Here is a 12,366-nt window from a genome sequence, read left to right as displayed (position 1 = left end):
GTGATAACTATACCAGATGAACAGGAAAGGGAAGATAGTGTATCTTTTCTTTCCTGTAAACTTATTATGGAGGAAGCAAAAAGATGTTAATTGTCAAGAAATTTGGCGGTACATCGGTTGCAAATAAAGAACGTATCTTTAATGTTGCCAACCGCTGTATAGAGGAGTACAGAAAGGGAAATGACGTGGTAGTTGTTCTGTCTGCGATGGGCAAATATACAGACGAACTGATTACGATGGCGAAGGATATTAATGAGAAACCGCCGAAAAGAGAGATGGATATGCTCTTTACGATCGGTGAGCAGATGTCCGTTGCTTTGATGGCAATGGCGATGGACAAGCAGGGAGTTCCTGCTGTTTCCCTGAATGCATTTCAGGTTGCCATGCATACAACAAGTACTCACGGAAATGCACGTTTAAAGAGAATTGATACAGAGCGTATCAGAAGAGAACTGGATAGTAAGAAGATCGTAGTTGTTACCGGCTTCCAGGGAGTTGACAAGTATGATGATTATACAACTCTTGGAAGAGGTGGTTCTGATACAACAGCAGTTGCGCTTGCAGCAGCTCTTCATGCAGACGCATGTGAAATTTATACAGATGTAGACGGTGTTTATACAGCAGATCCGCGTAAGGTTCCGAAAGCAAGAAAGCTCAAAGAGATCACTTATGATGAGATGCTTGATCTTGCAACTCTCGGAGCAGGTGTACTTCATAACCGTTCTGTAGAGATGGCTAAGAAATATGGTGTGCCGCTTGTGGTACGTTCAAGTTTGAATAACAGCGAAGGAACCGTGGTAAAGGAGGAAGTTACAGTGGAGAGAATGTTGATCAGTGGTGTTGCTCTGGATACAGATGCAGTGAGAATCGCAGTAATCGGATTAAAAGATGAGCCGGGTGTGGCTTTTAAATTATTTGATACCCTTGCAAAGAAGAATATCAATGTAGATGTTATTCTGCAGTCTATCGGACGTGCAGGCAAGAAGGATATTTCCTTTACTGTAGACGGAAATGACCTGGATGATGCTGTTGCAACTCTGGAGGCAAATCAGGCAAGACTTGGATATGCAGAACTGCATTCTGAGAGAAATATTGCGAAGCTTTCCATCGTAGGCGCAGGAATGATGAGCAATCCTGGAGTGGCTGCGAAGATGTTTGAGAGCCTTTACAATGAAGGTGTAAATATCAACATGATCTCCACGTCTGAGATCCGTGTGACAGTTTTGATCAATGAAAAAGATGGTGTGCGTGCGATGAATGCAGTGCATGATGCATTTAATCTGGCAGACTGATATAGGAGAATTTGATGACACAGAGACGTGAATTAAAAAGATATGCAAAACAGGCAATGTCAGGCAAATATGGAATGCTTATCCTGGCATTTGTTGTGGTACAGGCGCTGGCGCTGATCAGCAGCATGCTGTCCTCCGCGCTGTTTCCGGGCGAGGAAACACTTGACCTTGTATTGGGATATGCATTTACATTTATTCTGACATTGCTGATCAATGTGATATCGGCAGGATTGAATTATATGTACCTGAATATTGCAAGAGGAAAAGCATATTCACTAAATGATTTGATTTATTTTTATAAACATCACCCGGACAGAGTGATCGTTGCTACTTTTTTCCTGGCAGTGCTTAACTTGCTTACCATGTTGCCATATACCATTTATGGAAACACGAATACACCGGCTGAAGGTGCTTCTCTGGAGGCGCAGATTACCTGGATGTATACAAGTATTTTCCTGATGATTGTGGGAATGATCGTTTATCAGATTTTGTCTATTCCGCTGGAAATGACATATTATATTCTGGCGGACAGACCGGAACTGAAGGGAACAGATGCTCTGAAAGAAAGTATCGAAATGATGCAGGGAAACTTTGGAAGATATCTGATGCTTAAGATAAGTTTTATTCCGCTGATGTTCCTTTCTGTCTTTACATTTTATATTGCGCTTTTGTGGGTACTGCCTTATATGATCATGACAGAAACCATGTTTTATCGTGATCTGACAGGAGAACTCACTGCACAGAAACAGGAAGAGGAACGTAATGCACAGGAGTTCGTAAATCCGATGTTTGGCGGAACATTTGGAGAAAATCAACGGAATCAGCAGTTCTGGAATGTGACAGGTGATTCATCAGTGGCTTCGGATGAGAACAAAGAAGTGCAGAATAATGCAGCAAGTGAGAATACCCAGGATAGTTTGTATGGTTCTGTGGAAAATAATAGAACGACACAGGATAATCCATATGATTCTTCAGAGAGTAAAGAAGTACAGGACAGCCTGCAGAGTCAGATAACTCCGAAAAAGGAAGAAGATAACGAACCAAAACCATGGGATGAATACTTCAATAGCTTGAAATAAAATCATAATATGAAAGACCTTTAACTGACACAATGTAAAAATGTTGATAAAGGTCTTTTTTTATTTTTATTAATTTGGTTTTACTGAGTTTTCTCATTTATAATGGTGGAAAAAGCTTATACGTAAATGGTATAATAGGAATAATTGCTGGTAGCATAAATATATTTGAGGAAGGTTTTTACAATTATGAACACAAATGAAATCAGTGGAAAGCGTCAGATGGAGTTTCTGGCGGATTTTGATTATATCAGGGAGGCAGGAACTGCAGGAGAGGAAAAAGCAGCAAAGATTATTCAGGAAACATTGAATAGTTTTGGTGTGGAGAATCATCTGGAAGAGTTTGGCTTTGAAACTTTTCAGGTAAAAAAAGCAAAGCTTACGATAACGGAACCATATGTAAAAGAATACACAGTAACCGGATATGGCAGATGTGCCAACACAGCTGAGAATGGACTGGATACATCTTTTCTGTATGTGGAGAATGCGGATGAGATCAGCCTTGCAAATGCCAGAGGAAAAATCGTCATGGTAAATGATCCGGTAAGAAAGGAACTGTACCAGAAGTTGGCGAATGCAGGTGTGGCAGGCTTTATCAGCATTGCCGGTTCTCCGCTGGACGAGGGCGTGGATCTGACACCACGTGCGTACAGCTTACCGAATAATCTGACAGATGAAGAGAAAAAAGCAGCCGGGAAAGAAGCGGCAAATTATGACAATAGAATTCCGGGTGTAAGCATTCATTATAAAGATGCTGTCGAATTAGTGACAAGAGGGGCGGCTAAGGCCTGCCTGTCTGTAGAACAGGAGACAGTGGCACGTACATCCCGAAATGTAGTGGCACGAATCAAAGGAACAGATAAAGCAGAGGAGATCCTGACTCTTACTGCACACTATGATTCCGTACCAGAGGGACCTGGTGCTTACGATAATATGTCCGGTGCCGCGATCATCATGGAACTTTGCAGATATTTCAAAGAGCACAGACCACGCAGAACAATGGAATTCGTATGGTTTGGTGCAGAAGAGAAAGGTCTGCTTGGAAGTCAGAACTATATTAAAGAACATGAAACAGAACTTCCGGCTCATCGTTTCAATATGAATGTAGACCTCGCAGGACAGCTTGTGGGCGGAACGGTTGTCGGAGTGACAGGTGATGCGTCAATCTGCAATATGATCACATATATGGCTCATGAGACAGGAATCGGCATGTCTACAAAGAATCAGATCTGGGGAAGCGATTCTAACACCTTTGCATGGAAAGGTATTCCGGCTATGACATTAAACAGGGATGGATTTGGTATGCATACACGTCATGATACCATTGCACTGCTGTCGGACTGGTCATTGGAGAGAAGCACGATTTTACTGGGATATATCGCGGACAGACTGGGAAACATCGAAATTTTTCCGTTTGAACGGAAAGTGCCGGAGGAGTTTATCAGACAGCTGGATGAATATTTTGGCTAATGTTATTCCGGCAGTATATATCATAGAGGGGAATCAATCCCACACTTGACAAATGAACGCCAGATTGATACCCTATCACAAGAGCGTTTTTTATGCTATAGAAGAAAAACAATGTGGATGCAAGGGTCGATTACACGCATCTGCATTCTGAAAAGCAACAAGAGGAGATAAAAAATTAATGGATATTATTCAGGTAATTACACAGGAATTGAAAGTGGAGAAATGGCAGGTAGAAGCCGCAGTCAAATTAATTGACGAGGGCAACACCATCCCATTTATTTCCCGATACAGAAAAGAAGCAACAGGTTCTCTTAATGATGAGCAGCTTCGTACTCTTTCAGAGAGACTCACTTATTTAAGAAACCTGGAAGATAAGAAGAATCAGGTATTAAAGAGTATTGAAGATCAGGGCAAACTGACAGAAGAACTGAAGAAACAGATCCTGGATGCACAGACACTGGTAGTAGTAGAGGACTTATACAGACCATACCGCCCGAAACGCCGTACACGTGCGACAATCGCAAAGGAAAAAGGTCTGGAGCCATTGGCAGATATTATCCTTCTGCAGATGACAGACAAACCGGTAGAAGAGGAAGCCAAAGCATATGTTTCTGAAGAAAAAGGCGTTAAGAATGTAACTGAGGCATTAAACGGAGCGAAAGATATCATTGCAGAGCGTATTTCTGATGAAGCGGATTATCGTATCTATATCCGTAACCTGACTACAAAGAACGGAAGCATTTCTTCTACAGCAAAGGATGCAGATGCACAGTCAGTATACGAGATGTATTATGAATTCGAAGAGCCAATCAAGAAACTGGCAGGACATCGTATCCTCGCATTAAACCGCGGAGAAAAGGAGAAATTTATCACTGTAAAGGTAAATGCTCCGGAAGAAGATATTCTCCGTTACCTGAACAAGAGAATCATTATAAAAGACAACCTAAATACAACACCAATCCTAAAAACCGTAGTAGAGGATAGCTACAAGCGTCTTATCGGACCTGCAATCGAAAGAGAAATCCGCAGCGACCTCACGGATAAGGCAGAAGACGGTGCAATCCATGTATTTGGTAAGAACCTGGAACAGCTTCTGATGCAGCCTCCAATCGCCGGAAAGGTCGTACTTGGATGGGACCCTGCGTTCCGTACAGGATGTAAGCTGGCTGTTGTAGATGCAACAGGCAAAGTTCTGGACACTACAGTTGTTTATCCGACAGCACCGACAACAGAGAAGAAAATCCGCGCTGCCAAGGATACAGTAGAGGGAATGATCGAGAAATACGGCGTTTCTCTTATTTCAGTAGGAAATGGTACTGCGTGTCGTGAATCTGAGCAGGTAATCGTAGATATGCTCAAAGAAATTCCGGAGAAGAAGGTACAGTACGTGATTACAAATGAAGCAGGCGCATCTGTTTACTCTGCAAGTAAACTTGCTACAGAAGAGTTCCCGAACTTTGATGTAGGACAGAGAAGTGCGGCTTCTATCGCAAGACGTGTGCAGGATCCGCTTGCTGAACTTGTAAAAATCGACCCGAAATCTATCGGTGTAGGTCAGTATCAGCATGATATGAACCAGAAGAAACTGGATGAAGCATTAAGAGGCGTCGTAGAAGACAGCGTAAATAAAGTCGGTGTTGATTTAAACACGGCATCTGCATCTCTGTTAGAGTATATTTCCGGTATAAGCAAAGCAATCGCCAAGAATATCGTAGCTTACAGAGAAGAGAACGGACAGTTTACAGACAGAAAAGAACTTCTCAAAGTTGCAAAATTAGGACCGAAAGCATTTGAACAGTGCGCAGGTTTCATGCGTATTTCCGGTGGAAAGAATCCGCTGGATGCGACAAGTGTACATCCTGAGAGTTATGAAGCAGCAGCGGCACTTCTTAAGAAACTTGGATATAAACCAAATGATGTTGTGGCAGGAAATCTGCTTGGACTTTCCCTGCAGGTAAGAGATTACAAAAAGATGGCAAACGAACTGGGAATCGGTGAGATCACACTTCGCGACATCGTGAAAGAACTGGAAAAACCGGCACGTGACCCGCGTGATGATATGCCAAAGCCGATCCTTCGCTCCGATGTATTGGAGATGAAAGACTTAAAAGAAGGAATGGTTCTCAAAGGAACAGTCCGTAATGTTATTGATTTTGGTGCATTCGTAGATATCGGAGTTCACCAGGATGGTCTGGTACACATTTCTGAGATGACAGAGAGATTTATCAAACATCCTCTCGAAGCAGTAAGTGTAGGAGATATCGTAGATGTACGAGTTATCGGGGTTGATATGAAGAAGAAACGTATCAGCTTATCTATGAAGGGATTAAATAAATAATGTTACTGTTCACTGCATTCTCAGTAACACGCTTCGCGATGCACAGAATTTATGCTATTCGCATAAATTCGCGCCGTATGTCTCGGGTTTTCTGTGACCTTCGCTCACAAAAAACACCTCGCGGGACATTGCCAGTGAATAGTAACTAAATAATACTGAGAAGGTAAAACAGGGATTGTGCACAGCAGATATAAAAAATCTGCTGTGCACAATCCCTGTTTATTCCGTCTCACGATGTGAGGTGAGATGTTCTTCAAGACTGCGGGCAGCGATGCTCTGCGGTCTTTTTACGTTGCGGATCAGACAGATTTTTCGCTCCGGAAGAGGTTCCTCGATAGGAATCTGCACGATTTTGCCCCTCGCGATATGCTCAGCGGCAAGTTCTTCCGGAAAGAATCCGATTCCCAGGTTATGCTGTACCATAGGAAAAATCTGGTCTGTTGTTGCCACTTCCATATCCGGCGAGAAGGGAAGATTATGGCGCATGAAGTACTGCGTATATAATTCCCTTGTACTGGTGCCCGGTGCGATTCCGATCAAAGGGATATCCTGCAAGTCTTGCAGACGGTGGCTCCTGGAGGCAATTTCTGCATATTCCTCTCCACCGATAAGAATCTCCCGGAAAGAACACAGAGGAACTCTCTGGAGAGGCTTCTTCAGCGCAACAGGAGTAGTGACTACTGCGAAGTCTACCAGTCCGTTTTCCAGAGCCTGGACTGCCTGCGGTGTGGAATGATTGGAAATTCTAAGCTTCACATGTGGATAATGATGGTGAAAAACTTCCAGTTCATTCAGCAGAAACAGGCGCAGTGCGATTTCGCTGGCTCCGATATTGACAAGTCCACTCTCCAGCCCTTTGTCCTTGAGAAGTTCATTTTCACCGGATACAAGCTGTTCTATTGCAATAGAAACGTGTTCAAAAAGACGCTCGCCCTCAATTGTCAGCTGTACTCCACGATTAGAACGGATAAAAAGTTTGCATCCCAGGTCGTTCTCAAGGATATTCATACAGCGGGTGATGTTGGGCTGATTATTTCCCATAACGTCGGCTGCTTTGGAAAAGCTCTTGTACTGAGCTACATAATAAAAAATACGATAATAATCAAGAATCATGATACAGTCGGCTCCTTATGCTATATAAAAATAGAATATCTGATATAGAAAAATAACGTTTGTATATCAATGTGTGAATCAGTATAATACGACTGGGTCAAAAAATCAATATAAAAGTCCTGACAATAGATGGAGACCGTTACTGAGAACGGAGTGAACAGTAACCGGAGACCAAAAGGAAAGGGAGATTACCGAATATGACAACAGCGAATAAGACAATTAAGATCAATGACGTGGAGGCAGCAAAGAAACTGGTCAGTGCGGCAGTAAGATGTCCATTTGATATTGATATTGTGTTTAAAGGAAAAATTTTTATTGATGCCAAATCTATTCTCGGAGTATTAAGTCTTGGCGTGGAAGAACCTCTGGAACTTAAATATGATGGCTATGATGAAGATTTTGAATCAGTGATCGCAGGTCTGGCATGTTAAGATTAAAGAAAGGAATTCACAGGTGCAGATGACATCTACAAATCTTCTATATATTTATGTGATTATCATTAATGTAGTCACATTTTTTATCTATGGCTTGGATAAAAGCAAGGCAAAAGCCGGACAGTGGCGCATACCGGAAGCGCAGCTGATATTTCTGGCGGTGATCGGAGGGTCGGTGGGAGCTCTGGCCGGTATGAAGGTATTTCATCATAAAACAAGAAAGCCGAAATTTAAGATAGGAGTTCCGGTAATACTGATTATTCAACTTATTATTTATTTTTTGTTTTCGGGAAATGAGGGGATTATTCTGCGCTTATAGCAATTCTCATAAATAATGCATATTGATTTTAGCTTACCAGAGCGTGAAATCCTGTGTCAGTAAAGCGGATATATTGTCCGCTTTCTTTTTTTCGGATTATGGCATTGCTATAGGCGGATAAAATTGATTGTTACAGAGAATGAGGTATGTTATGCTACTCTTATATAAGAATTGCGGGAGCTGCAAAGCAGTGAAGTAATTCGTAGATATCAAGTCAGGGGAAAGATGTTTTTTAGCCCTGATATCATATGAAAAGCTGCCTGTTAAGTGAAAGAAGGGCAGAAAAATAATACATGACAAAAATATAAGAGAGTAGGTGAAAAATATTGGAACAGGAAATTCAGGAGGCAAAAAATTTATATTACAGCTATAAACAGTATTTTTCAGACTATCTTCCGGCTTTGACGAAACTGGGGCTGAAAGTAGTAATGGCATTGCTGGTATTTGTGGGCGGGCGCAAAGTGATCCAGTGGTTTGTTTCTTTCATAAAGAAGTCCATGGAGCGGGCGTCTGTAGACAAAGGTGTGATCCAGTTTACAGGGTCGCTGCTGAGAATTGTACTTTACATTTTGCTGGTATTTAGCATTGCCACCCATTTTGGTGTAAAGGAATCCTCTATTGCGGCACTGCTTGGTACTGCAGGCGTAACGGTAGGTCTTGCATTGCAGGGCGGTCTTGCAAATATCGCAGGCGGGATCATGCTTCTGATCTTCAGACCATTTCAGGTTGGGGATTATATCATTATCGCACAGCAGAATGGGTGCGAAGGAACTGTATACAAAATAGAAATCTGTTATACAACTCTGATTTCCATAGATAACAAAAACATTGTAATCCCAAATGGAACGCTGTCCGGCAGCATTATTACAAACGTAACTGCCAGAGATCTTCGTAAGCTGGAGATCAAAGTAGGAATTTCTTATGATTCAGACATTAAGAAAGCAAAAGCAATCCTGGAAGAAATCCTTCATAATGATGAAGATACGAAAGACGACCAGGGAATGGTGGTGTTTGTAGATGAGCTTGGAGAGAGCGCAGTGGTCATGGGCCTGCGTGTGTGGGTGGCTACGGAGAAATACTGGCCTGCCAGGTGGCGGCTTAATGAACTGATCAAAGAAGCGTTTGATGCAAACGGAATTGAAATCCCGTACAATCAGCTGCAGGTTCATGTGAAGAAACAGATCTGATAACAACATAAGTCCTCTGAACCAACTATAAGGTTTAGAGGACTTATTGTTTGTACAGATTATAGCCAAATAATACCAAACAAGAATAAATAATCCTTAATTCATAGTGATTTATACCAATTTCATTGTCAGATATTGGTATAATACCACCAAAATAATATAAAATACGACAAAATAATTGACAATACGACAACGAATTGCTATACTGGAGTCAAGTTAAACAACAAAGTGTTTTTATGAAGATGCAAAGGCGCATGTAAATAAATGGATTGCTGCACGATTTTTATACATTGCAAAGACGCAAAAATATAAAAACACTTTTTTTGTACCCAAAATTAACTTCGTGATTGTAACTAAGTAACAATGTACAGAAAGAAAAGGAGAGAAAACTATGAAAATGTACAAAAAAGTTATGGCAGCAGCTCTTGCAGGAGTAATGACAGTTTCCATGTCCGCTACAGCATTTGCAGCAGATGATGACGGCTATATTCTCAAAGCCACAAATGAAGATTCCAAATCATCCGACAATGATCTGGTGATCGCAATCGAAGGAAGCGTAAGCTCCATGGACCCGGCAAACATTCCGGATACAAACGCAATCTCTGCTACACGTGGTGTATACGAGACACTGGTTTCTTTTGATGAGAACCAGGAATTAACAGGCAAACTTGCTGAATCATGGGAAGTTTCCGATGACTCTCTTACTTATACTTTCAAACTTCGTCAAGGTGTTAAATTCCAGGACGGAACAGACTTCAATGCAGCAGCAGTTAAAGCAAACTATGATCGTGTAGTTAACAAAGACAACAACCTTCGTCAGAGAAGAACATTTATCGTAACTAACGAAGACGGATCTGAAACACCTCGTGTAGACAGCATTGAAACACCGGATGATTACACACTGGTTATCAAACTGACACAGGCATGGGCACCATTTATCAACCGTCTGACACAGTTCTGTATCATCAGTCCTGCAGCTCTTGAAGAGTATGGCAATGATATTATGAATCATCCATGCGGAACCGGTCCATATGTATGTACAGAATGGGAAGAGGGAGACCACACAAGCTTTAAGCGCAATGATGATTACTGGGGAGACAAACCGGGCGTTGACACTGTAACAATCAAAGAGGTTCCGGAAGCAGGTGCACGTACAGCTATGCTTCAGACAGGTGAAGCAGATTTCATCTATCCTACACCGTCTGACCAGATTGAAGCAATCAAAGGAACAGACGATGTAAACATCCTTACAACAGACTCCAACATCATGAGATATGTAACTCTGAACATGGATCTGGAACAGCTTTCTGATGTAAAAGTACGTCAGGCTATGAACTATGCGATCGACAAAGATGCATACATCCAGTTAATGTATTCCGGATACGGAAAACCGGCTACATCTGTAGTTCCATCTATCATCGGCGGATATGAAGAGCAGGAAGCTTACACATATGATGTAGACAAAGCAAAAGAACTTATGAAAGAAGCCGGATACGAAGACGGATTCAAACTTACTCTGTGGGGTGATAACACAACACAGGAAATCAAAGGTATGACATTTATTTCCCAGCAGCTTGCTCAGATCGGTATCGAAGTTGACGTTCAGCCAATGGAGCCTGCAACTGTAAGTGACAAGATTTATGTTGACAAAGAAGATGCCGAGATCAATATGTGGTATGTAAACTGGTCTGCATCTGACTTCACAATGGATGGTTCTTTACGTTCCCTGCTTTACAGCACAATGTGCCCTCCTACAAGTGCAAATACAGCATACTTCAACGATGCTGATTTTGATAAAGATATGGACGAAGGTCTTGCAACAGCTAACGAAGAAGAGCAGGCTAAATACTACGGCGATGCTCAGAAGATCGCATGGGAAGCATGCCCATGGTTATTTCTTGGCAATGACCAGATCATCTATTCTACAAAATCTTATCTGTCTGGCGTATATGTATCTCCGGATGGAGCATTTAACTTCGCAAATGCAACTTTAGCACAGTAGTAATTTGTTTGAGAACAGGCTGCGAAGAACATAAATCTGGCTGCCTGATCTGAAATTGCAGCAATTCCATAAAAATACTGCCGATACAGCAGTGTGAATACAGGACAAAGATGTTCAAACCGGAGAACTGCCATAAGATTCACTATGGCAGTTCTCCGACTATAAAGCATCAAATATAAACAACAGGTAAGAAAATGATAAGGAGGAAAAATATGGGACGTTATTTAGGTAAACGTTTGATAAGCACGATCCCGCTGCTTCTGGTTATCTCATTCGTAGTATTTATGTTTATCCATATGATTCCCGGTGATCCGGCAAGACTGGTAGCCGGTCAGGATGCAACAAAGGAAGATGTGGCAGTTGTACGTGAACAGCTGGGACTGGATGAGCCACTACTTGTACAGTATGGCAAATATATGAAAGGTCTTTTTACAGGAGATCTGGGAAGCTCTATCAAAAACGGTAAAACCGTAGCAGAGACAATCGCACCAAGACTGAAACCAACTATCATGCTGACATTCTCATCCATGATATGGGCTGCGATCATCGGTATTGCAATCGGTATCATCGCTGCCGTATTTCATGGCAGAATTCTTGATTATGTAGGTATGATCATAGCAATCGCAGGTATATCTGTTCCAAGTTTCTGGTTAGGTCTGGAATTAATCCAGCTTTTCTCAGTAAGCCTGGGATGGCTTCCAACCAGTGGACTGGAAACCTGGAAGAGCTATATTCTTCCATCACTTACAATGGGAGCAGGAATCATGGCCGTACTTGCCAGATTTTCCAGATCTTCCATGCTTGAGACCATGCGTGAGGACTATGTGCGTACCGCACGTGCCAAAGGTCTTTCTGAATCACTGGTTGTTATGCGCCATGCATTTAAGAACTCTCTGATCGAGATCGTAACAGTAGCCGGACTTCAGATTGGTGGTCTCCTTTCCGGATCTGTTATGGCAGAGACGGTATTCTCCATCCCCGGGCTTGGACGTCTTCTGGTAGACTCCATCCAGATGAGAGATTACAAAGTTGTTCAGGCATTACTTCTGTTCTTTGCTACAGAATATATCCTGATCAACCTGATCGTAGATGTTCTTTATGGCGTGATTAACCCAAGAGTACGTTATGAGTAGAG

General features: G+C 42.1%; 10 protein-coding genes. 9 read left to right on the top strand and 1 reads right to left on the bottom strand.

The annotated features are described in order from the left end of the window. Positions 1-83: 83 nt before the first annotated feature. The 4 genes from ACTNC0_RS02990 (at position 84) to ACTNC0_RS02975 (ending at position 6,176) form a co-directional block, all read left to right on the top strand. Positions 84-1,292 carry an aspartate kinase gene (locus ACTNC0_RS02990; RefSeq protein WP_441086299.1) on the top strand — a complete coding sequence of 403 codons (1,209 nt, stop codon included), beginning with the start codon at positions 84-86 and terminating at the stop codon, positions 1,290-1,292. Between the two features lie 14 nt (positions 1,293-1,306). After that, positions 1,307-2,371 (top strand): DUF975 family protein, encoded by a 1,065-nt coding sequence (locus tag ACTNC0_RS02985; protein WP_441086298.1) that lies wholly within the window; start codon positions 1,307-1,309, stop codon positions 2,369-2,371. 186 nt (positions 2,372-2,557) lie between these two features. After that, positions 2,558-3,838, top strand: coding sequence for a M28 family metallopeptidase (locus ACTNC0_RS02980; protein WP_441086297.1), 1,281 nt, complete (start codon positions 2,558-2,560; stop codon positions 3,836-3,838). Positions 3,839-4,016: 178 nt separating this feature from the next. After that, positions 4,017-6,176, top strand: coding sequence for a Tex family protein (locus tag ACTNC0_RS02975; protein WP_441086296.1), 2,160 nt, complete (start codon positions 4,017-4,019; stop codon positions 6,174-6,176). Between the two features lie 219 nt (positions 6,177-6,395). Here the strand turns inward: ACTNC0_RS02975 and ACTNC0_RS02970 are convergent, their stop codons facing one another. Continuing rightward, the gene (locus ACTNC0_RS02970; protein ID WP_441086295.1) at positions 6,396-7,289 is read right to left on the bottom strand and encodes a LysR family transcriptional regulator; all 894 of its coding nucleotides are present in this window, start codon (positions 7,287-7,289) and stop codon (positions 6,396-6,398) included. A gap of 197 nt (positions 7,290-7,486) precedes the next feature. Here ACTNC0_RS02970 and ACTNC0_RS02965 point away from each other — a divergent pair, with 197 nt between their 5' ends. From ACTNC0_RS02965 to ACTNC0_RS02945, 5 genes are all read left to right on the top strand, one after another. After that, positions 7,487-7,720, top strand: coding sequence for an HPr family phosphocarrier protein (locus ACTNC0_RS02965; RefSeq protein WP_025578847.1), 234 nt, complete (start codon positions 7,487-7,489; stop codon positions 7,718-7,720). Between the two features lie 28 nt (positions 7,721-7,748). After that, on the top strand, positions 7,749-8,042 hold the full coding sequence (locus tag ACTNC0_RS02960) for a DUF1294 domain-containing protein (RefSeq protein WP_441086294.1): 294 nt from the start codon (positions 7,749-7,751) through the stop codon (positions 8,040-8,042). A 326-nt stretch (positions 8,043-8,368) separates the two neighbouring features. Then, a complete protein-coding gene (locus ACTNC0_RS02955; RefSeq protein WP_441086293.1) occupies positions 8,369-9,229 on the top strand; it encodes a mechanosensitive ion channel family protein in 861 nt (286 codons plus the stop codon). Positions 9,230-9,620: 391 nt separating this feature from the next. Next, on the top strand, positions 9,621-11,231 hold the full coding sequence (locus tag ACTNC0_RS02950) for a glutathione ABC transporter substrate-binding protein (RefSeq protein WP_022380018.1): 1,611 nt from the start codon (positions 9,621-9,623) through the stop codon (positions 11,229-11,231). Between the two features lie 212 nt (positions 11,232-11,443). Then, complete coding sequence (locus ACTNC0_RS02945) at positions 11,444-12,364, top strand: ABC transporter permease (RefSeq protein WP_195481116.1); 921 nt, start codon at positions 11,444-11,446, stop codon at positions 12,362-12,364. Positions 12,365-12,366 lie beyond the last annotated feature (2 nt).

It is taken from the genome of Blautia sp. HCP3S3_B11, from assembly GCF_052064435.1.
Taxonomy (GTDB): Bacteria; Bacillota; Clostridia; order Lachnospirales; family Lachnospiraceae; genus Blautia_A.
Note: the sequence above shows the minus strand (reverse complement) of the source record. Positions and strands in the feature narration are given on the sequence as shown.